This window comes from Conexibacter sp. DBS9H8, assembly GCF_023330685.1.
Classification (GTDB): domain Bacteria; phylum Actinomycetota; class Thermoleophilia; order Solirubrobacterales; family Solirubrobacteraceae; genus Palsa-465.
This window is the reverse complement of the sequence record NZ_CP097128.1, coordinates 1,474,779-1,492,949: the sequence shown is the minus strand read 5'-3', so window position 1 is coordinate 1,492,949 and position 18,171 is coordinate 1,474,779. Positions and strand designations below refer to the sequence as shown.

The following is an 18,171-nucleotide window of genomic DNA, read 5'->3' as shown; positions in this document are numbered from 1 at the left end:
CTCCGACAGACCGCTCACCCGGCAGAGAGGTCACGTAGGACCGGGGTGCGGATCACCGTCCCCGGGACCGACAAGAGGACGCTCACTGAACATACCACCCGTCGGCCCGCCCGCCGCTGAGGCGAGGAAGCGGCGGATCTCCCCCGCCCGTGCGGGCGCGAGGTCACGGCTGGGCGGGTCGATCGCCACCGCCGGCCCGTCCGGGCTGACCGTGACACGCAGGCGCGACAGGGCGCCGCCGTGATGAAACATGTAACAGGAGGCCTCAAGCGGCACCGGGGCGGGGGCGTCGGCGAGCCCGAGCGCCGCCAGCGCGCCGTCGGCGGCGGCCTCCCCGCTCCCGCGGGCGATCCCCGCCGCCCGGGGGAGGCCGGTCGCCGCAGCGTCCCCGACGACATACAGCAACTCCTCCCCGACCTGGCCGCGCGGGCCGACCGGGACGAGCGGACCGTCGCCGGGCAGTCCGGCCAGGCAGGCCGGGCGGTCGTGGGGCGGGATGAGAAAGGCACCGTCATAGGCCAGCTCACGCCCGTCGACGCTGACGAGCACCCCGTCCCGGCTCGCCTCGAGGTCGGGCACGAAGGCCCGCTCGAGGGTCACCCCGGCGGCCCCGGCCGCGTCCATCACGAGCGCCGGCGCCTCGCCACCGACCCCGGCGAGCGGCATCGGCTCGGGGGTGGCGGCGCTTACACGCGTCTGGTGGTGGGCGTCGTAGTGGGCGTCAGAGAGCCCGACGGCGAGGGCGAAAGGGGCGGGCGGGCAGCGGTAGGGCATGCCGCAGACGGCGACGAGCATCCGGCCAGCCCGAAGCTCGGGCAGCGCCGCCCGGGCGGCGGCCGCCCCGAACGGATCCCAGGCCCAGACCGCCCGGGACCAGGCGGGCAGTCGATCGGCGGGACGGAGGCACAGGCCGGGGGCGGCGATCACCGCGTCCGCGGCGAGCCAGTCGCCGCCGACCCGGACCCCGGCGGCACCGACCGTCTCCGCCGCCGCGTCGATCACCTCAACGCCATCCAGGCGCAGAGAGGCGCAGAAGTCCTCGGGCTCGCCCCGGCCGAGCATCACGTCGAGGGTGCCGCCGAGGAACACGGCCCGGGCGCCAGGAGCGATCACGGTCAGCTCGACCTGTTCGGCCGCACGAGCGCGCAGCCGGGCGAGGGCTCCCAGCCCGCCGGGCCCCGCTCCCACCACGATCACCCGCGGACGGCCGCTCATCCGCCGTGGAGGGTAGTCGACGGGGGGAGCTCGACGAACGCCTCCCCCGCGTCCATGATCACCGGGAAGGTCGCGAGCGCGAGGTCGGCGGGCCCACGCAGGCGCTCACCGTCGGTAACCCGGAACTGGCTGCCATGCCGCGGGCAGGTGAGGACGTTCTGGTCCAACTCGCCTTCGCAGAGGGAAGCGCCGGCGTGCGGGCAGGTGTCGGCGACCGCCCACAGCCGACCGGACAGGTGAAAAAGGGCGATCGCCCCGACCGGCGTCTCGGGGATGCGGCCGACGAACCCGAGCCGCCCGGCGAAATCGGCGAGCGGCGCGAGCCGGATCCGCCTGGCCCGCCGGCGGCCCGACAGCTGATCGGCGAGCCGGTCGGCGAGCACTCGGTCCGCGCGGCCGCGCGTCGTCACCGCGTCGGCGCCGGCCGCCTCCATGTCCCGCCACAGTTCAGCGTCGGGGAGCACCACGTAGCCGACGATGATCGCCTCCGGGACGGTGCTTCGCCAGTGGCCGATGATCGTCCGCGCGGCCGCTCCCTCGAGCTCGATGAGGACGCCCACCACCGGGTGGGCGTCCCCTTCCGGCTCCCCCAGCCGACCATCCGTGACACTCAGGACCGACACGTCGAGTGGCGCGAGCGCCCGTGCGGTCCGGCGCGCCACCCCCGGGTCGGAGCCGTAGAGCAGGACGGTGCCGCTCATTCGGCACAGCGCATGCAGGAGATCTGCTCGGCCTCGATCCGGGCGCGCACGAGCGGGAAGGCGGCGATCCCGTCGAGCAGATGGCCGCGTTCGGCCTCCAGGGCGCTTGGGTCCAGCCGCACGAGCCAGCCGGCGCCGAACGGGTCGCGGTTGACGATCCCCGGGTCGGTGGCGAACTGCTCGGCGTTGACCTCGAGCACCGCGCCGGTGAGCGGGGAGCGGAACGGCCCGACCCACTTGGCGCTCTCGATCACCGCCAGGGTCCGCCCGCGGCGGACCTGGGCCCCGGCGGCCTTCTGGAAGGTGACGGCAACCATCCGCCCGCACAGGGTCTGGGCGACGTCGGTCATGCCGAGCCGGACGCTGCCGTCCGCCTCGGGCCGGACCCAGACATCGAGCTCGAGGTCATAGAGGTACTCCTCCGGCAGCGCGCACCCGGCAAAGCTCTGCATCTCAGGCCTCCTCGCAGGAGATTCCTTCCTGCTCGAGGAACGCCTGGTAGGCAGCGACCCCGTCGGCGCCGGTGACGAGGTCGGCACTGTCACGCTCCCAGTCCTCGGGGGCGAGCTTGGCGATCCACCCCTCCCCGTAGGGATCGCGGTTGAGCAGGCCCGGGTCGCCGACGAGCGCTCCGTTGACCTCGAGGATCTCCCCGCCGACGGGGGCGGGGACCGGCCCGACCCACTTGGAGCTTTCGACCGTGCCGAGGCTCTTGCCCTTGGCGAGGCTTTTGCCCGCCTTCTTGGTGGTGACCGAGATGATCCCCTTGGCGAGGTTCTGGGCGACGTCGGTGAGGCCGACGATCACGACGTCACCCTCCCGGCGCCCCCACACGTGCTTCTCAATCAGGTAGTAGAGATCCTCGGGGATGTTGCAACCGACCACGGTGCTCATCGCTGGCTCCTTTCAGTGACCATCAGCTCGGGATGCTCGACCGTGACGTGGTTGAGCAACATGTCATAGGCGACCATCCGGATCTCCCGGGCGAACGTCTCCAGGAAGTCGGGGTCCTTGCTGCGCGGTTTGACGCGCGCCTCATGGGCGGCGCCGCACACCGGACAGGTGACGAGGTAACGCCGCCGCGAGTCACTGATCGCCCAGATCTCGACCCCGTCGGCGTGTTCGCTGACGAGGTGGGCGTGGACGTCACCGCGCGCGCCGGTGAATGGACAGAACGGACAGCGCACACGCTCAGCCCTTCCGGCGTTTCTCCAGCCAGCCGGCGATCTCGGCGTCGAGCTCGCAGACGAGCTCGAAGATCGCCTCCCCGGCCGGGGTGACCGCGACCGCGTCATGCTCGAGATCGCGGGTGAGCAGACCGAGCTGGATGAGCGCGTTGACCCGCTCGGTGACGGCCAGGCGCGGCAGCCCGACCGCCGCGGTGAGGGCGTCGAGACCGGTTCGCTCCGCGCCGGCGACCGCCTGGGCGAGCAGCTCCCAGGCGAGCGGCTCCGACACGCCGTGGAGGACGCGCAGGAGGAAGTCATGGGCGACGGCGCGCTCCTCCCCGGCGATCAGTTCGGGCCCGGGTGCGGGGGCGCCCTCGGAGAATGCGAAGGAGGCCAGCTGTTCCCCGGCGGCGGTGGCGTCGCGCAGCCGGGCGGCGAGAGCACGGGCGAGGGCGGGTGAGACACACGGGGTCACCATCCTCACTCCCCGTCCTCACCGGCCGGCGACCCGGCTCCGGCCGGCTCGGCCCCGTCGGCCATCGCGCTCGCGCCCGCCCCGACCCCGGCGAGCAGCGGCTCGGCGGCGGCGAGGGCCGGTTCGATCAGGGCGGTCAGCTCGGCCACCGCAAAGCTCGCCCCGACCGTCTTGGCCGCATCCGAGTACATCGCGAGGTCCTTGGGGCAGCTGACGATGAAGTAGTCGAGTTCCCCGAGCGCCTGGGCCTCCCTGATCCGCTGCTCACTCGGCCGTTCGGTGAGACCTGAGTCGTCCATCCACACCCGGCCGCCGCCGGCCCCGCAGCAGAATGTGTTCGTGCCGTGCCGGGGCATCTCGATCAGCTGCGCGCCGCTGGCGGCGATCAGCGCCCGCGGGGCGTCGGTGATCCGGTTGTAGCGGGCGAGATAGCAGGGGTCGTGGTAGGTGACCCGCGTCCCCGTCAGCGGGGTGGTGAGCCGGATCTGTCCGGCCTGGACGAGCTCGGCGAGCAGTTCGGTGTAGTGGTAGACGGGCTTGTCGAGTCCGTAGGCGGGGTACTCGTTGCGCAGCGTGTTCAGCGAGTGCGGGTCGGTGGTGAAGATCGCCTCATACTCGGCGTCGGCGAGGGCGCCGAGGTTGTGCTCGACCAGCAGCTCGAACAGGCCCTCCTCCCCGACCCGGCGGACGTCGTTGCCGGCGTTGCGCTCCCCGTCATAGAGCATCCCGAAGGAGACGCCGGCGCCGTGGAGGATCCGCGCGACCCGGCGCGAGGCCGCCTGGACGCGCTCGTCAAAGGAGGCGAAGTCCCCGACGAACCACAGGTACTGGACGGGTTCCTTGCGCGCGTCCGGGATGCTGAAGTCGAGCTCCTTGGTCCAGCGGGCGCGCATCTTCGCCGACTTGCCGTAGGAGTTGCCCTGCTTGGAGAAGTTCTCCAGCGTCTTCTGCAACAGCGGTTCCATCTCGCCGCGGTCCACCAGGGTGCGGCGCATGTCGACGATCGTCGGCACGTGCTCGATCCCGACCGGGCAGGCCTCAACGCAGGCCATGCAGGTCGTGCAGGACCATAGGACGTCGGCGCCGATCAGCGGCTCGGCGCCCGCGACGGCCCCGTGCTGCTCGTCGGGGTGGCGGTAGAGGCGGTCGCGGATGTCGAGGATCACCTGGCGGGGTGCGAGCGGTGCGCCGCTCGCGGTCGCCGGACAGACCGAGCTGCAGCGTCCACATTCGGTGCAGGAGAACGAGTCGAGCACCTGCTTCCAGGTGACGTCGGCGAGGGTCGCCACACCCGGACGCTCCTTCGGCGGAGGGTCGAGCCGGGCGACGGAGGCGGGGACGTGGGTGACCGCGAAGGTCCGCGGGGCGGTCTCGGGCGTGAGCTTGGAGAAGAACACGTTCGGGACCGCGGTGATGATGTGGAAGTGCTTGGAGAGCGGCAGCAGGTTGAGGAACGTCACCACGGTGACGTTGTGCATCCACCAGCCGACCTTGGAGACGATCAGGGCGCTGTGGGCCGACAGCCCCGAGAGCAGGTCGGCGACGAGGGCGGTCAGCGGCGCGAACGTGCGCGCGTTGCCGTGTGTGTGGTTGGCGACAAGCAGGCCGGCGTCGTGGAGCAGCCCGCCGACCATGATCATCAAGATGAACAGGAGGATGAGGATCCCCTCCCAGTGCGGGGCCTGGCGGTAGCGGTCCTCGGCCCGGCCGAGGCCGAACAGGCGCGGGGTGTGGGCGATGAGGCGCCGGTAGAGCATGTAGGAGACCGCGACGATGACCCCGAACTCGAGGATGTCGCGGGCGAGGAAAAACGGCGGCCCGAGGATCTGGTTGGCCCCGAACCCGGGGATGTGGAAGTTGTAGTTGAACGCCCCGCCGAACAGGGTGATCACCTGCAACAACAACACCATGAACGCCCAGAAGATGATCGCGTGCATGATCCCGGCGGGCTGCTCGCCGCGCAGGAACTTGCGCTGGGCGAGCGCGTCGATCGTCATCCGCCGCAGCCGCTGGGGGATGTGGTCAAAGCGCGCCGCGGGCGCGGCTGCCAGCAGCAGCCGCGCGCGACGGAACAGGGTCACCGCGAAGGTGAGCATCGCGATCCCGAAGACGATCGGGAATATCGGCTCGGCCATCCTCTCTCCTCCCTCTCCTCAGATCCGCCGCTTACGCGGTGACGCCCTCAAGGGCCTCGGTCAGCGCCGGCAGCAGGTCGAAGAGGTCCTCGGTGCTGCCGTAGTGGGCGACGTCGAAGATCGGCGCCTTCTCATCCGTGTTGATCGCGATGATCAGCTCCGCGTCGGACATCCCCTCGAGATGCTCGGGGGCGCCGGAGATCCCGCAGGCGAGATACAGCTTCGGCTTGACCTTGCGTCCGGACTTGCCGACCTGCCGGGTCTTGGCCAGCCAGCCGGCGTCAGTCACCGGCCGTGACCCGGAGACGGTCCCGCCGATCGCGTCGGCGAGCTCCTGGGCGAGTCCGATGTTGTCCTCCCCGCCGATACCCCGACCGACGGAGACGAGGATCTCCTCGCCGGTGATGTCGACGTCACTGCCGTCCGGCTCGATCCGGGTCAGGAACCGGGTCTGGAGCCCGCCGAGTTCGGGGGCGGCGACGTCCTCGACGCTGCCGGGGCTGCCCTCCGCGGGCGCCGTCGCGCCGGCGACCATCGTCACGATCGCCGGCCCGGCGATCTCGACCTCGGCGTTGAGCTTGCCGCCGTAGACCTGGCTGGTCGCGAGGATCGTGTCACCCTCGACGGCCAGGCCCTTGCAGTAGGCCACCAGCGGTCGTCCGGTGCGGGCCGACAGCGGCCCGCCGACGTCGATCCCGACCGTCGAGTTGGCGATCAGCACGAGCCGCGGGTCGCGGTCGCGAACGAGCGCGGCGAGCGCGGCGGCGTAGGCCTCGGGCAGGAAGTGGGAGAAGGCGGCGTCGTCAACGCTGAGCACCCGGTCGGCGTAGAGCCCGTCGGCGAGCGCACGCTCGCCGCTGTGCAGCAGCACGGCGACGGTCGGACCGCCGAGCGCCTCGGCCTGTCCGAGGCACTCATGGGTCGCATCGGTCACCTCACCGTTGTGGTGCTCGACGAGGACGAAGATCTCCTGGCTCATTTCAGAACTCCTCTCTCACGGATGATTTCGACGATCCGGGCGGCGACCGCGTCGACGCCGCCGGAGAGCATCTCCGCGTGCGAGCTCGACTCGGGGGCATACATCCGCCGGACGGTGAGCCCGGCGGGAACGTCCACCTCGGGGGCGGGGACCTCCGACAGCCCGCCCTCCCCCATCGCCGCACGGATGCGGGAGATCGGGACATAGCGCGGAGCCTGGCGGGCCGCCTGGACGCCGATCACCGCCGGCCCGGTGACGGCGAGCTCGTGGGCGACCCCGGCTCCGAACTCCTGGGTGACCTTCAGGCCCGCGTCGAGGGGTTCGACCCCGACGGCGACCGAGACGTGGGGGACGTTGAGCAGGCCGGCGAGGATCCCGCCGGCCTGGCCGTCGAGGTCCTCGGGGGTCTGGACGCCGATCAGCACCGCGTCATAGCCGGCCCCCTGGAGATAATCGGCGAGGATCGCCGCGCGCCGGTGACTGGAGACGCCGGCGGAGAAGTCGCCGGTCAGCTTGACCGCCTCGTCGGCCCCCTTGGCGAGCGCCGAGTACAGGCTCTGGTCGATGTCCTCCTCCTCGAGCCCGACGACGGTGACGCTCGCGACGCCGGCGTCCTTGAGCAGCAGCGCCTCCTCAAGCGCCTGCTCGTCCCATTCGTTGAGCTTGAACGTGAGGTACTCCCGTTCGACGTCGGTCGCCTCGTCGTTGAGCTCGAGCTCCTCGACAAGGTCGACCGTCTGCTTGAGCGGCACGACGATCTTCATGCTCTCTCTCCTTGATCGGAATCAACATGGGCCCTCACCCGTCCGGCCGCCGGCGGGGCCCACCGCTCACGCGGACGGGTCCGCGCGGGGGCGGGCCGGATCAGCTCGTCGAGAGCGAGGTCCGCGCGGATCCCGTCGGTTTCCGCCGCCGTCGGTTTCCAGGGGAAGTCACGCGGCGCCTCGGTCGGGCGCCAGCTGCCCATCGGCCGGGTGCAGCCGGGCTCACCGCCGCTGGAGGGGCAGCCGTTGGTCATGAACGCATGCCCGTCGGCGATCACCTCCTCCACGAGCGCACGGGGGGCGGCGATCGCACTGAGCGTCCCGTCGTCGTCGAAGCCGAAGGCCGACAGCTCGAGGCCACGCTCCTCCAACAGGAACTTCGCGAGCTGGATCCGGCGCCAGCGCTGCAGCGGTGTCTTGGGCAGATGCCCCATCCGCGAGTCCGGCTCGGGGTTGAAGCAGAACAGGTAGGAGAAGATCTCCTGGTCGAGCAGGCGGTCGAAGATCCCCAGCAGGTCCGCGTCGCACTCGCCGAGCCCGACAAGGGTGTGGCAGTTGACCTTCCAGGCCCCGAAGATCTCGCGGGCGTGACCGACGATCGACCAGTACTGATCCCAGCGCAGGCCGCCCTGGGGAACGTTGGTCCGCAGCGACGCGAACAGGTCCTCGGTGACGGCGTCCATCCCGATCCCGATCATGTCCGCGCCCGCGGCGCGGAAGGCGGCGAGCCGGTCACGATTGAGGGTCGGGGGCGCGACGAGCAGGGACAGCGGAGCGTCGACCTGCGCGGTGATCCGACGGGTGATCTCCAGCGTGTCGGCGAACGCGCGTCCGTGAGTGACCATGGAGATGCACAGCCGGGTCAGCGACGCCTGGTGGCGGACGAGCCGCGCGATCAGCTCGTCGGTGGCCACCAGCGGCCACTCCACCCGGATGAAGGACTTCTCCTCATACTCGCCGGGCCGGTTGCGGGCGAGGCCGCAGTAGCCGCAGTCCGAGGAGCAACCGCGGTCATAGGAGAGCAGCAGGTTGATCCCGCCGAACGGGAACGGACGACTGAACCGGCCGGATTTGAACCCGAGCGCGAGCGCGCTCGCGTAGGAGATTCGTACCCACTCCGGGCTTTCCTGGCGGTCGCCGGTGACCGGCAGCTCAACGGTGGTGGCGGTCGCGCTCACGCCGCACTCCTCTCTGACAGCGGCGCACGTACGCGCCGGTCTCTCTCGGCTGGGGAGCCCGACGTGGCCGCGGGCTCGGGGAAGTAACAGGACCCTGCCGGACGCATCGGGCTCGCCCCGCCGGCCCGCGCGAGCGCCCGGGCCGCCGCCGCCGAGATCGTCTCCGCCAGTGCCTGTGGGGCGACGCCGAGCTCAGCGGCGGCACCGTCGGCGTTGACGATCTCGGCGATCCGGTCCGGGTCGGCCCGGCACCAGCGCAGGCGGGTCTCGAGCCCGAGCAGCGCGGGTGCCATCACGGACAGGTCCCCGGCGAACAGGACCGCGGAGAGGGCGTCGCGCTGGACGCCGACGTAGACGCGGAGCAGGCCGCCGGGGGTGGCGAGCATCGCGCTCGCCCGGGCCCCGGGCGGTTGGGGCCGGCCCGACAGCCAGGCGGGCGCCCCGTAACGCTGCTCGGTGAGCGTCGCGGCTCGGTGCTGCTCGGCGGCGGTCGGGACCGAAGCGAGCCCCTCGGCGCCCGCGGCGGCGAGCAGGGCGTCCGCGACCCGTCCGCGCACGTCGGCGGCGCTGACGTGGCGGCCGAGCTGCTCACTGACGGTGGTGATCCGCTCCTGCACGCGGGAGACGCCGTGGCCGGCGAGCTTGGCGCCGGGGATCGACAGGACCGACAGCATCAGGGCGACGTCGAGGTCACAGAGCAGGCTCGCGTGAAAGAGGAGCGCCCCGTGGGGGTCGAGGTAGAGACCGAGACCGGCGATCTTGCGCCCGCCGACGACAAGGTCGTTCTTGCCGGCGAAGCGGGCGTCGATCCCGAGGCCGGCGAGGCCGTCGGCGAGGCCGCCGCCGTAGCGGGCCAGCAGCGTCCGGGGGCTGGCTCCGGCGGGGGCGCGGGTGGCGATCGCCACCCCGAGCTGGTCGGGGCCCATGATGATCGCCCCGCCGCCCGTCGGCCGGCGTCCGACCCCGACGCCGGCGGCCGCACACGCGGCGAGGTCGAGCTCACTCTCCAGGGACTGGTAGTGGCCGACCAGCGCGCAGTGGGGGGCGTAGGTGTAGAGACGCACCGTCGCCGTGACGGGCTGATGGGAGCCGTCGGTCGGGTGGGCCGCGTCGACCCCGTCGACCCCGTTGGCCTCCCGGCCGTAGGGGGCCAGCAGCGCCTCATCGAGGGCGAGCCCGTCCACCGCCCCGGCGCCGTCGTCACAGAGCACCCGCCAGCGTGGGCCGATGCCCGTGTCCTCACGTCCGGTGTCGGGGCCGCTGGGCGTCATCGGGCTCACAGGTCCGCCCAGGTGAGCGAGCAGCAGTACTCGTGGAAGGCCGGCTCGAGCCCGCGCTCGCGGGCGTAGGCGATCATCCCGTCCGCCGGATAGGCGATCCCGTTGAGTCCGTGGTCGATCGCCGCCCGGTCGAGGGCGACCTTGGTCGCGCCCATCGGCCGCCCGCAGCCGAGGTTGATGCGCGTATCGGGCATCCGTGTCCGGGCGAGCGCGAAGAAGTCGGTGACGTCGCCGACCGGCGGCGGCGGCAGGTGGCCCATCGGGGTCCCCACCAGCGGGGTGAGAACGACGAGGATCAGCGTGGAGACGGGGTGGCCGGCGATCATCTCCAGGGCCCGCCACTCCCCGAGGAAGCGGCCGTAGTGAAGCCCGAGGACGATGTGGGGGATGATCCGCAGCCCACGCGCGGCGAGGACCCCGAGGGCGGTGTCGAAGTCCTCGGGGGTGAGGTCGAGATGGTAGACCTCCCGGATCGTCTCCTCGGCGCCGATGATGTCGAGCATCACCCCGTCCACCCCGGCGTCGGCGAGCCCGTCGGCGAGCTCGGGGGAGATCACCCCGGAGTGGACGACGACCCGCATTCCGAGCTCCTCGCGGATGCGCGCCATCGCCTCGAGGTGGGGGCCGAGCGGCACGCCACCGTGCTTCTGGGAGCCTCCGGAGACGAGGATGCCGTCGGTGCCGCCGGCCTGGAGCTGGACCGCGCGGGCGAACAGGTCCCGTTCACTCCCGAGGGTGATCATCCCCTCCAGCACCTTGGTCTTGCAGTGCTCGCACTGGAGACCGCAGGCGGTGCCGGTGACCGACACGGGACGGAACCGGTTGGGGTTCTCCGGGGTCCACTCACTCGACTGCCAGCGCTTGAGCCCGGGCGCGTAGAACTCGATCTGGCTGCCGAAGCGCTCGAGCCGAAGGCTCATCCCGTCCGTGAGGGGGGTGAGCGTGCTCATTGGGCGATCGCCCCCTCGGCGCGGAACCGGGCGACGGCATCGGCGAACCAGGCGGTGATGGCCGCCTCGCCGCCGACCAGGGCGGCGAGGCGGTCGGCCGGCACCCCGTCCAGCTCGGCCAGCCAGGCGCCGTAGGGATCGGCGTTGATCTGGCCGGGGGCGTCGATCACCGCCGGGTTGACGGCGGCGAGACGGCCGGGGACGGGGGCGGCGAGAGGTCCGACGAACTTGGCCGCCTCGATGATCGCCATCGCCTCCCCGGCGGCGAGCGCGGCACCGGACGCGGCGAAGGACACCGCGACGATGTCCCCGCTCGTCTCGGCGCCGAGCGGGTCCAGCCCGACCCGCACCCGACCGTCGCCGAGGTCGGCGACCCAGACGTTGGTCGCGGGCTCGTACCGCAGGGCGGGGTCGAGGGTGTATCCGGCAACTGTCAGCATCAGCGCACCACCATTCCGGGTGCGAGCGCGTCACGCACCCGCACCCCGTCGTCTCCGAACTCCTCCAACCGGGCCGCGAGCGCACCCGCCTCCGCGGCCACCCCGATCAGCGCCCGCTCGAGCACGGCGGAATCGACGCCCGCGTCCGCGAGGGTGATCGCCGCCCGCACGACACGGCCGTCCTCCACCGTGATCTGCACCGCGAGGCCGTCACCGCGGCGGTCATAGACCCACACACCGGCCCGGATCTTCACCTGCCGGCCCGCGGAAGCCGGCAGCGGCGGCCCGGCCGTCCAGGCGGGGTCATCAAGCCGCCGTTCCCAGTCACGAACCGCAGCCAGCTCCGCGTCACTGAGGGCGCTGTCAGAGACCGTCGCGCCGAGCGCGTCGGCGTAGGCGTCGGTGAGGGCGGCGGTGACCGTGTCCGGGTCCAGGCGCGGGAGCGTCCCGAGGTGGGCGCGCATCAGACGCAGGCACTCGTCGCGCATCGCCTGATCGGGGACGGACAGGATCGCGGCCATCTCCTCGTGGGCGAAGGCGAACATGACGTTGGCGACGACGACGACCCCGTCACCGATCTGGCCCGCCCCGGTCCCCGAGATCTTGCGCCCGCCGGCGACGATGTCGTTGGTGTGGGCGAGACGGGCGGGCACCCCGAGGCGGCACAGGGCGGCCGCGGCCGGTCCGAGCATCCGCTCATACAGCCGGCCGATGTGGGCGGGGGCGCGACGGGCGGGCAGCGTCAACTGAAAGAACAGCTGGTCGGCGTCCAGGTACACGGGCCCGCCACCGATCTGGCGGCGCAGGACCGGCAGCCCGCGGGCCGCACACGCGTCGAGGTCGAGCTCGGCCAGTCGCCGGTGATAGCCGAGACACACGTAGGGCTCCTCGGGCCGGCAGAAGGAGAGCACGGGAGGATCCTCGGGACCCATCGCGGCGGCGATCCCGTGCCAGAGCGCCTGGGAGCGCAGCGCGCTGACGCTCCCGGCGTCAATCCGCCGCAGCACGGGCACCGTTGCCGTCTCCTGACTGGGCCGGGGTGGCACCTAGGCTCCCGCGACCCTGTCCGGGCCCCCGAGGGCCATGTCGAGCAGCTCGGCGATGTCGAGGACCCGGAGCCGGTCATCGACCCCGGCGGCCTTGGCCCCGTCCTCGAACCGGGAAACCTCATAGGGGCAGCAGACCGCGAGGACGTCCGCGCCGGTCTCGGCGGCCTCCTTGACCCGGCGCACCGACAGCCGCTCGGACGTGTGGCTCTGGGTGTGGCCGTCGAGCCACATCCCGCCGCCACCACCGCCACAGCAGTACCCGTTCTCCCTACAGCGCATCATCTCGATGAGCTCGAGCCCGGGGATCGCCTCGAGCAGCCGGCGGGGCGCGTCGTACTCGCCGTTATGGCGGCCGAGGTAGCAGGGGTCATGGAAGGTGACCTTGACGTCGAGCGGGGTGGTGAAGGTCAGCTCGGAGACCCGGGGGGCGAGCAGCTGGGTGTAGTGGAGGACCTCGAAGGTGTGGCCGTACTTCGGGTAGACGGTCGCGAGCGCGTTGAAGCCGTGCGGGTCGGGGGTGACGATCGCCCCGAACTCATGACGGTCAAGGGTCTCGACGACCTGCTCCATCAGCATCTCGAACAGCCCCTTCTCCCCGGCGAGGCGCTGGGAGTCCCCGAGGGTGCGCTCCTCATGCCCGAGGATCCCGTAATCGATCCCGAGTTGGTGGAGGATCCGGGCGAACGCCTGGGCGGCCTGATGCCCGCGCGGGTGGTAGGACCAGTAGTCCTCCACGTAGAACAGGTAGTCGACGGGGCCGGGCTCCTTGGTCAGGTCGCGCACCGGGACACCGGCCCCCTTGGTCCAGGCCGACCGGCGCCGCGGGGATTGGCCGAGCGCGTTGCCGTATTTGAAGGTCGCCTCGAGCACCCCCTGCAGCTCCGCGGGCACCTCCTTGCCCGCGGTCATCGCCGCCTCCCGGGCGGCCGGCATGATCTTGATCATGTCAACCTGTTTGGGGCACACGCGCAGACAGTTGCCACAGGTCGTACACAGCCACAGGTCCGGGTCCTCGAGCAGGTCGATGCCCATCTGCAGCTTACGGTGGACCTTGCGTGGGCCGTACTCGCCGACGAGGTCGACGGGGCAGACCGGCACGCAGCGGCCACAGCCATAACACCACTCGATCGACTCGGCCTCCGACAGGGCGGCGAGGTCAAACAGCGGGCTGCTGTCGTAGTCCTCGATCACCCGTGTCTCGAACTGGCGGTTCCAGTCCGCGGTGAGCTCGACCCCATCGACGGTCGCCGAGGCGACCTCATGGACGATCGGCAGCAGTTTGTATCCTCCAACCGGCATGTTCAGCGAGCCTCCTGTGCGGGCTTGACGTGGGTACCGAGCAGGCGGCGCACGAGCTGGGGCAGAGCCGGCACGAGTGCGTTGAACTCCTGCGTCATCTTCAGACCGAGCACGGTCCGCATGTAGATCCCGTACGTGCAGGCGAGCAGCACGTCCGTGCCGAATCGCCCGCCGCCGTGGAGCCGAAAGGCACCCGCCTCCGGGGAGTCGTGCAGCGCGGCGACCGCCGCGCCGACGCGCAGGTACCCCTCCCCGAGACCGTCGGCGTCGAGTTCGTACTCCTCCCCGATCAGCAGCGCAAGCGCACCGGTCCGGCTCTCCTGGCTCCACATCCAGCGGGAGAACAGCCAGTGATCCCGGGGGGCAGTGAAGTGGAGGAGCTCACCGGCGAGCTCGACGGCCGCGGCCGGGGACAGCTCGCCGGCCTGGGCACAGAATCGCTCCACGCGGACGTCGATCGGATCGGGGCCGGTGAGGAGGTCAGAGACCCAGCGGGCAAGCACATCGTCATCACGGGTGCCGAGGATCGCGCTCGCGCGGCGGCGGCCGACGAAGGTGAGCTCGACCGCGGCCCGCACCCGGCCGGCGCCGAGGTCGGGGCCGCCGAGGAGGGCGTGCATCCGTTCGGCCTTGCCGGCAAGCTCCCCGGTGAGCTCGCCGATCACCTCGGGACTGATGTGTTCGTGGATCTGCTCGATCAGCTCCTTCGCGGTCGGGATGTCGACCTCGGGGGGGCTGCCGGGCACGGTGGGTCCTGCGCCGCCGGCCATGATCGGCTCAGACGGTCTGGAGGGTGCCGCGCCGAACGAGTGCGACGGCCTTGCCCGCCGCAGCTCCCGCCGAGGAGATCGTGTCCTCGAGGTCGGCCGGGCCAAGCGCCGCCCCGCAGGCGAACACCCCCGTGCGGGAGGTGCTGACCGTGTCGAGCGGCGGCTTGGCCGCCTCGATGAACCCGTACCGGTTCGGCTCGATCCCAAGGACCCCGGCCATCGACTTGGTGCCCGCCGACGGCTCCATCCCGACCGACAGGATCACCATGTCCATCGGCACCTCGAGCGGACGGCCCATCGTCGTGTCCTCACCGCGGACGACGAGCCGGTCGCCCCGCTCGAGCACCTCGGTGATGATCCCCTTGATGTACTGGACGTGGTGCTTCTCCTGGGCGGGCCAGTAGAGCTGGGTCTCCCAGTAGCCGTACATGCGCATGTCGATGTAGAAGATGTAGGCCCGGCAGCCGGGAACCATCTCCCGTACCTCGATCGCCTGCTTGGAGGCGATGCCACAGCACACCTTCGAGCACCACTCGTTGCCGATGTTGCGGTCCCGCGAACCGACGCACTGGACCCAGCAGATTCGCTCTGGCGGCTTGCCCGTCGAGGGGACGAGGACCTCGTGGGCCTTGAGCTGGGCCTCGAGGTCCTGCAGGGTGAGGACGTCGGGATACTGGTAGTAGTTGTAGATCTGGCGCTCGCGGCCCGGGTCGAAGTGATCGAAGCCGGTCGCGACGATCACCGCGCCCGCCTCGAGGCTCTCACCGGTGGAGAGTTCGACGGTGAAGGCGCCGGCCTCCCCCGAGAGCCCGGTCACCGTCGTGTTGGTCCGCACCTCGGCGAGCGGGCGAGCGTTGAGCTCGGCGATCATCGCATCCATCGCCTGCTCGGCATCTTCGAAGTAGGGTGTCAACGCCGCGTAGTTGGCGAAGATCGGTGTGCCGCCCAGGCGCTCACGCTGCTCGATGAGGATCGAGGGCAAGCCGAGGTCGGCAACCCCGCGGGCGGCCTCGATCCCGGCGGGGCCGCCTCCGATGACGACGACGGACTCAGACATCGGTGTCCTCCCAGGTCAGGTACTGCTGCTCACCGCGTTCGAGGCGGGCGGTTGCCTCCTCAAACTCGGCCCAGCACTTCTCGTGGTCGATTCCCATCTTCTCCAACAGCGGCTTGTAGTCGGCGGCGTGCCAGTGCAACTGGCAGACGAGATAGGGATGGGCGCCCATCGCCAGGGCGGCGAACTGGGCCTCGGACAGCACCGGGATCGTCGCAAAGCTCGGATCCTGGGCGCGCGCGGCGAACTGGCTCTTGTCGAGGGTCGTCACACAGCCGGTGTCGTGGGTGAGGGTGACGTCGGGGTCGGCCTCCTCCTTCATCCGCTTGATCTTGCGCTGCGTGGCGAAGGAGCGGGTGAAGTCGCGCTGGACGAGGATGTGGCGGAAGCCGAAGCCACAGCAGTCAAACCAGGTCGAGTAGTCGCGGACCTCCGCGCCGAGGGCCTCGGCAACGCCGGAGACGATCGCCGTCCGCTGTCCGCCGTAGACCTCCGGGTCGTAGATGGCGTCGCCCTCCACCAGCTTGTAGTAGTGGCAGGCGGGGTGGACGGTGACGGCGATCTTGGAGAAGTCACGGACCTGGTGACGGGCGATCTCGTGGCGCATCGCGTAGAACCACTCGGAGTAGTGGACCATCTCCTCCGGCAGCACGAGCGGCTTGCCGAGAGCGTCCATCACCCGGCGGACCTCCTCACGCAGGTGGTCGTGGGCGAGGATCTCATGGCGCACCTCCTTGTAGTGTCCGAAGGAGGTCCCGCAGTGGATGATCGGGAAGCGCCCGGTCTCATAGGCGGCAGCGAAGTTGCGCATCGCCACGGCCGCCTGGGCGGCCGCGTTGGAGGTCGCCGAGGCGTAGTAGTTCCACGCCGTGCACGAGGTCTGGTCCCGCGGATCCTCGTACTCGATCCCGAGCTTGCGGTTGACCCAGAAGATCGACGTCGAGTAACCGGGGATGTGGCCGCACTGGCCACAGCTCTTGTGGTGCCAGGTGTGGCCGATCGGCACCTTCTTGGTGCGACCGTACTTGACCGGCACCTCCATGTACTCGGTGTCGACCCGCTGGACGACAAGCTCGCCGCGCTCCTCGAGCTCGAACAGCCGCTCATGGAAGTCTGCGGGCGCCTGGTCGGCACTCCACTGAAACTCTGCCTTGTTCTGGCGGCGGGGGCCCGCCACCTTCTCCACGGGAATCGCCATGGTTCACATCCCTCTCATCAGTCGAGCTCGTATCCCTCTTCATCCAGCAGGTCTTCCATGACCTCCTCCAGCAGGCTGTGCAGGCTCGGGTCGAGCTCCTCGATCATCGCCAACGCCCCCGTCTTGTGCCAGATCAGGTAGAGCTCGACGAGCGTCTTGGTCGAGATCTCCCAGCCGGTCGTCGTCGTGTGGTGGGTGTCGGGGGGCAGCGCCCGCCGCCACAGGTCGAGTTTCTCCGACACCTTGGCGACGCTCGGCCCCCAGTCGGGGAACGCGTCGGCCTGGAGCATGTCGGGGGACACCTGGGTCCCCGTCGACATGATCTTGTAGATGATCCGCGTGTAGCCACGCAGCGCCTGGCGGGCGCTGTCGAGGCCGTTGTTGACGGCGACCTCACGCATCACCGTGATGATTCCGCCGGGGTTGTTCCCGCGCGGACAGCGCAGACAGGAGAAGCACTGGGAGCAGTCCCAGATGTCCTCCTGCATCTGCTGGTAGATCAGTTCGACGTCCTCCCGGGCGGCCGCCTGGGCGATCCGCCGTGGTGAGAAGTCGTAGTAGCGCGCGGACGGGCAGGCGGCGACGCAGATCCCGCACTCATAACAGCCGTAGAGGTAGTCGGCGAACCGCTCGTCGGCTTTCATCTCGCCGAAGAGTCGCTCCTTCTCCGCATAGGGGACGTCCGGATATGTCGTCCCGAGCTTGTACGCGGCCGAGTCCGAGTGGACGGGGGTGGGGTGGGCGGTGGCGGACATCAGAAGCTGATCACCGCGTCCGCTTCCATCGCCATATCGTTGAAGGCCGCCCCGCCGATCATCCGCACCCCGTCGATGAGGTCCTCGAACACCATGTCATTGAGGTCGAGAGAGGGCTGGCAGACGAGCAGGTGCACCCCGCAGTCGAGCGCCTGCTCGATGAAGAAGCTGAGGCGCTCACCCTCCTCCCCCTTGGGGCCGATGCTCTCGGGAACCCCCTTCTTGAGCAGCTGGGGCCCGTTCATCGTGAAGTAGATCGAGGTGTCCGCGTCCATCGCCGCCGCGGAGGCGGCGAGGAAGAAAGGGGTGGCACACCGGCGCGGCGACTCCAGCCCGTGTGTCATCACGTACAGGACCGAGGCCTCCCCGTCATCACTCATCGGCCCATCCCCTGCCCGCCCCGCACACTGCGGGCGACCGCGACGGCGTTCCCGGCGCTCATGACTTGCGCAGCAGGACGCGGAAGACGCCGGCGTTCTGCTCGATGGAGATCAGCTCGTTGCCCGTCTGCTTGGACCAGGCGTGCATGTCCGGGTCGACCCCCGGGTCGGTTGCGAGCACCTCGAGCACGTCTCCGCTCGACATCTCCTTCATCGCCTTGGCGGTCTTGACGACCGGAATCGGGCAGGCCTTACCGGTGACGTCGAGCGTCTGGCCCGGAGCAATCTCCGACATCTCTCTCTCCTTCACTGCAACGGCTGGGGTGCTTGGAGTTATAACGCGACGGCCTTACCTGTGGGGAAAATTTTCTCAAAGAGGA

At 70.6% G+C, this 18,171-nt stretch carries 21 protein-coding genes; all 21 read right to left on the bottom strand.

Annotation, left to right across the window (positions count from 1 at the left end; genetic code table 11):
* Positions 1-30: 30 nt before the first annotated feature.
* The 21 genes from M3M55_RS07050 to M3M55_RS06950 all read right to left on the bottom strand — a co-directional run bounded on the left by M3M55_RS07050 (position 31) and on the right by M3M55_RS06950 (position 18,086).
* A complete protein-coding gene (locus tag M3M55_RS07050) occupies positions 31-1,215 on the bottom strand; it encodes a hypothetical protein (RefSeq protein WP_249012116.1) in 1,185 nt (394 codons plus the stop codon).
* Positions 1,212-1,916, bottom strand: coding sequence for a Rieske 2Fe-2S domain-containing protein (locus M3M55_RS07045; protein WP_249012115.1), 705 nt, complete (start codon positions 1,914-1,916; stop codon positions 1,212-1,214). The genes M3M55_RS07050 and M3M55_RS07045 overlap by 4 nt, the downstream gene beginning before the upstream one ends.
* Complete coding sequence (locus tag M3M55_RS07040; RefSeq protein ID WP_249012114.1) at positions 1,913-2,368, bottom strand: hypothetical protein; 456 nt, start codon at positions 2,366-2,368, stop codon at positions 1,913-1,915. Before M3M55_RS07040 ends, M3M55_RS07045 begins: the two co-directional genes overlap by 4 nt.
* Before the next feature lies 1 nt (position 2,369).
* Positions 2,370-2,810 carry a glycine cleavage system protein H gene (locus tag M3M55_RS07035; protein WP_249012113.1) on the bottom strand — a complete coding sequence of 147 codons (441 nt, stop codon included), beginning with the start codon at positions 2,808-2,810 and terminating at the stop codon, positions 2,370-2,372.
* The gene (locus tag M3M55_RS07030; protein ID WP_249012112.1) at positions 2,807-3,103 is read right to left on the bottom strand and encodes a hypothetical protein; all 297 of its coding nucleotides are present in this window, start codon (positions 3,101-3,103) and stop codon (positions 2,807-2,809) included. The genes M3M55_RS07035 and M3M55_RS07030 overlap by 4 nt, the downstream gene beginning before the upstream one ends.
* Before the next feature lie 4 nt (positions 3,104-3,107).
* On the bottom strand, positions 3,108-3,563 hold the full coding sequence (locus M3M55_RS07025) for a hypothetical protein (RefSeq protein ID WP_249012111.1): 456 nt from the start codon (positions 3,561-3,563) through the stop codon (positions 3,108-3,110).
* A gap of 2 nt (positions 3,564-3,565) precedes the next feature.
* Positions 3,566-5,695, bottom strand: a complete 2,130-nt coding sequence (locus tag M3M55_RS07020; RefSeq protein ID WP_249012110.1) for a (Fe-S)-binding protein — start codon at positions 5,693-5,695, stop codon at positions 3,566-3,568.
* A gap of 31 nt (positions 5,696-5,726) precedes the next feature.
* On the bottom strand, positions 5,727-6,674 hold the full coding sequence (locus M3M55_RS07015; protein ID WP_249012109.1) for an electron transfer flavoprotein subunit alpha/FixB family protein: 948 nt from the start codon (positions 6,672-6,674) through the stop codon (positions 5,727-5,729).
* Positions 6,671-7,438: a hypothetical protein gene (locus M3M55_RS07010; RefSeq protein ID WP_249012108.1), complete on the bottom strand. Its 768-nt coding sequence runs from the start codon at positions 7,436-7,438 to the stop codon at positions 6,671-6,673. Before M3M55_RS07010 ends, M3M55_RS07015 begins: the two co-directional genes overlap by 4 nt.
* Positions 7,435-8,616 carry a radical SAM protein gene (locus M3M55_RS07005; protein WP_249012107.1) on the bottom strand — a complete coding sequence of 394 codons (1,182 nt, stop codon included), beginning with the start codon at positions 8,614-8,616 and terminating at the stop codon, positions 7,435-7,437. The genes M3M55_RS07010 and M3M55_RS07005 overlap by 4 nt, the downstream gene beginning before the upstream one ends.
* Positions 8,613-9,887: a hypothetical protein gene (locus M3M55_RS07000; RefSeq protein ID WP_249012106.1), complete on the bottom strand. Its 1,275-nt coding sequence runs from the start codon at positions 9,885-9,887 to the stop codon at positions 8,613-8,615. The genes M3M55_RS07005 and M3M55_RS07000 overlap by 4 nt, the downstream gene beginning before the upstream one ends.
* Before the next feature lie 5 nt (positions 9,888-9,892).
* Positions 9,893-10,846 carry a radical SAM protein gene (locus M3M55_RS06995; RefSeq protein ID WP_249012105.1) on the bottom strand — a complete coding sequence of 318 codons (954 nt, stop codon included), beginning with the start codon at positions 10,844-10,846 and terminating at the stop codon, positions 9,893-9,895.
* A complete protein-coding gene (locus tag M3M55_RS06990; RefSeq protein ID WP_249012104.1) occupies positions 10,843-11,286 on the bottom strand; it encodes a glycine cleavage system protein H in 444 nt (147 codons plus the stop codon). Before M3M55_RS06990 ends, M3M55_RS06995 begins: the two co-directional genes overlap by 4 nt.
* A complete protein-coding gene (locus M3M55_RS06985) occupies positions 11,286-12,332 on the bottom strand; it encodes a hypothetical protein (protein WP_249012103.1) in 1,047 nt (348 codons plus the stop codon). The genes M3M55_RS06990 and M3M55_RS06985 overlap by 1 nt, the downstream gene beginning before the upstream one ends.
* Positions 12,333-13,634, bottom strand: a complete 1,302-nt coding sequence (locus M3M55_RS06980) for a (Fe-S)-binding protein (protein ID WP_249012102.1) — start codon at positions 13,632-13,634, stop codon at positions 12,333-12,335.
* Between the two features lie 2 nt (positions 13,635-13,636).
* Positions 13,637-14,380, bottom strand: a complete 744-nt coding sequence (locus M3M55_RS06975) for a hypothetical protein (protein ID WP_249012101.1) — start codon at positions 14,378-14,380, stop codon at positions 13,637-13,639.
* A gap of 31 nt (positions 14,381-14,411) precedes the next feature.
* Positions 14,412-15,461 (bottom strand): FAD-dependent oxidoreductase, encoded by a 1,050-nt coding sequence (locus M3M55_RS06970; RefSeq protein WP_305883323.1) that lies wholly within the window; start codon positions 15,459-15,461, stop codon positions 14,412-14,414.
* On the bottom strand, positions 15,454-16,656 hold the full coding sequence (locus tag M3M55_RS06965; RefSeq protein WP_249012100.1) for a heterodisulfide reductase-related iron-sulfur binding cluster: 1,203 nt from the start codon (positions 16,654-16,656) through the stop codon (positions 15,454-15,456). Before M3M55_RS06965 ends, M3M55_RS06970 begins: the two co-directional genes overlap by 8 nt.
* Positions 16,657-16,673: 17 nt before the next feature.
* Complete coding sequence (locus M3M55_RS06960; protein ID WP_371878744.1) at positions 16,674-17,300, bottom strand: 4Fe-4S dicluster domain-containing protein; 627 nt, start codon at positions 17,298-17,300, stop codon at positions 16,674-16,676.
* Positions 17,301-17,410: 110 nt separating this feature from the next.
* Complete coding sequence (locus M3M55_RS06955; protein WP_249012098.1) at positions 17,411-17,791, bottom strand: DsrE/DsrF/DrsH-like family protein; 381 nt, start codon at positions 17,789-17,791, stop codon at positions 17,411-17,413.
* Positions 17,792-17,849: 58 nt separating this feature from the next.
* Positions 17,850-18,086, bottom strand: a complete 237-nt coding sequence (locus M3M55_RS06950; RefSeq protein WP_249012097.1) for a sulfurtransferase TusA family protein — start codon at positions 18,084-18,086, stop codon at positions 17,850-17,852.
* Between the last annotated feature and the right edge of the window lie 85 nt (positions 18,087-18,171).

Coding starts and splice junctions, on each gene's coding strand:
- M3M55_RS07050 (WP_249012116.1), bottom strand. CDS start 1,215: ATGAGCGGCCGTCCGCGGGTGATCGTGGTGGGAGCGGGGCCCGGCGGG.
- M3M55_RS07045 (WP_249012115.1), bottom strand. CDS start 1,916: ATGAGCGGCACCGTCCTGCTCTACGGCTCCGACCCGGGGGTGGCGCGC.
- M3M55_RS07040 (WP_249012114.1), bottom strand. CDS start 2,368: ATGCAGAGCTTTGCCGGGTGCGCGCTGCCGGAGGAGTACCTCTATGAC.
- M3M55_RS07035 (WP_249012113.1), bottom strand. CDS start 2,810: ATGAGCACCGTGGTCGGTTGCAACATCCCCGAGGATCTCTACTACCTG.
- M3M55_RS07025 (WP_249012111.1), bottom strand. CDS start 3,563: ATGGTGACCCCGTGTGTCTCACCCGCCCTCGCCCGTGCTCTCGCCGCC.
- M3M55_RS07020 (WP_249012110.1), bottom strand. CDS start 5,695: ATGGCCGAGCCGATATTCCCGATCGTCTTCGGGATCGCGATGCTCACC.
- M3M55_RS07015 (WP_249012109.1), bottom strand. CDS start 6,674: ATGAGCCAGGAGATCTTCGTCCTCGTCGAGCACCACAACGGTGAGGTG.
- M3M55_RS07010 (WP_249012108.1), bottom strand. CDS start 7,438: ATGAAGATCGTCGTGCCGCTCAAGCAGACGGTCGACCTTGTCGAGGAG.
- M3M55_RS07000 (WP_249012106.1), bottom strand. CDS start 9,887: ATGACGCCCAGCGGCCCCGACACCGGACGTGAGGACACGGGCATCGGC.
- M3M55_RS06995 (WP_249012105.1), bottom strand. CDS start 10,846: ATGAGCACGCTCACCCCCCTCACGGACGGGATGAGCCTTCGGCTCGAG.
- M3M55_RS06990 (WP_249012104.1), bottom strand. CDS start 11,286: ATGCTGACAGTTGCCGGATACACCCTCGACCCCGCCCTGCGGTACGAG.
- M3M55_RS06980 (WP_249012102.1), bottom strand. CDS start 13,634: ATGCCGGTTGGAGGATACAAACTGCTGCCGATCGTCCATGAGGTCGCC.
- M3M55_RS06970 (WP_305883323.1), bottom strand. CDS start 15,461: ATGTCTGAGTCCGTCGTCGTCATCGGAGGCGGCCCCGCCGGGATCGAG.
- M3M55_RS06965 (WP_249012100.1), bottom strand. CDS start 16,656: ATGGCGATTCCCGTGGAGAAGGTGGCGGGCCCCCGCCGCCAGAACAAG.
- M3M55_RS06960 (WP_371878744.1), bottom strand. CDS start 17,300: ATGAAAGCCGACGAGCGGTTCGCCGACTACCTCTACGGCTGTTATGAG.
- M3M55_RS06955 (WP_249012098.1), bottom strand. CDS start 17,791: ATGAGTGATGACGGGGAGGCCTCGGTCCTGTACGTGATGACACACGGG.
- M3M55_RS06950 (WP_249012097.1), bottom strand. CDS start 18,086: ATGTCGGAGATTGCTCCGGGCCAGACGCTCGACGTCACCGGTAAGGCC.